This is a genomic window from Kosakonia sp. YIM B13588, assembly GCF_042788165.1.
GTDB classification, from domain to species: Bacteria; Pseudomonadota; Gammaproteobacteria; order Enterobacterales; family Enterobacteriaceae; genus Kosakonia; species Kosakonia sacchari.
The window spans coordinates 1-1221 of sequence record NZ_JBHZPO010000036.1 but is presented as its reverse complement, the minus strand read 5'-3'; the positions used below and the strand labels follow the sequence as shown (position 1 = coordinate 1221).

The 1221-nt window shown below is 54.7% G+C and carries 1 protein-coding gene; it reads left to right on the top strand.

Annotated elements, in window-relative coordinates; genetic code table 11:
• Positions 1-71: 71 nt before the first annotated feature.
• A protein-coding gene (locus tag ACFX4U_RS24015; protein ID WP_349350414.1) for an IS3 family transposase occupies positions 72-1192 on the top strand; the annotation gives its coding sequence in 2 pieces (ribosomal slippage) (positions 72-330 and positions 330-1192; 1122 coding nt in all).
• The last annotated feature ends 29 nt before the right edge of the window (positions 1193-1221 follow it).

Here is a 1221-nt window from a genome sequence, read left to right as displayed (position 1 = left end):
TGACCTGCTCCCCGTTGATTAATACACCACGATGTTAGTAATGTCTTCATAAGCCACATGAGGACATCCCCATGAAGAAGCGTTTTTCCGACGAACAGATCATCAGTATCCTCCGCGAAGCTGAAGCCGGGGTTTCTGCCCGTGAGCTCTGCCGCAAGCACGCCATTTCCGATGCCACCTTTTATACCTGGCGTAAGAAGTATGGCGGTATGGAGGTGCCCGAGGTTAAGCGCCTGAAGTCGCTTGAGGAAGAGAACGCCAGACTCAAGAAGCTGCTTGCCGAAGCCATGCTGGATAAGGAGGCACTTCAGGTGGCTCTGGGGCGAAAGTACTGACGACAGACCAGAAGCGGGAAGCCGTTGAGTTTATGTGTGATGCGACCGGTCTGTCGCAGCGTCGTGCCTGCTGGCTTACTGGTTTGTCCCTGTCGACCTGCCGCTATGAGGCTCAGCGTCCGGCGGCTGATGCGCATTTATCAGGGCGCATCACTGAGCTGGCACTGGAGCGCAGGCGTTTTGGCTACCGCCGCATCTGGCAGTTACTGCGCCGTGAAGGCCTTCATGTTAATCACAAGCGCGTGTACCGCCTTTATCATCTGAGAGGGCTGGGCGTAAAACGCAGACGACGTCGTAAAGGGCTGGCAACAGAACGTCTGCCGCTGCTCCGCCCGGCGGCGCCCAACCTGACCTGGTCGATGGATTTTGTCATGGACGCGCTCGCCACCGGTCGCAGGATAAAGTGCCTGACCTGTGTGGACGACTTCACGAAGGAGTGCCTGACAATTACCATCGCATTAGGGATTTCAGGCGTTCAGGTCACGCGTATTCTGGACAGCATTGCACTGTTTCGAGGCAATCCGGCGACGGTAAGAACTGACCAGGGGCCGGAGTTCACCTGCCGCGCACTGGATCAATGGGCCTTTGAGCATGGTGTTGAGTTGCGCTTAATCCAGCCGGGCAAGCCAACGCAGAACGGATTTATTGAGAGCTTTAACGGACGATTTCGCGATGAATGTCTGAATGAGCACTGGTTCAGCGATATCGTTCACGCCAGGAAAGTCATTAATGACTGGCGGCAGGATTATAACGAGTGTCGTCCACATTCAGCACTGAATTATCAGACGCCATCAGAGTTTGCAGCACGGTGGCGGAATGGAAAATGTGAAGGTAAACAAACCGACATTACTAACTGACGGTTGTATCTAATACCGGGGGCAGGTCA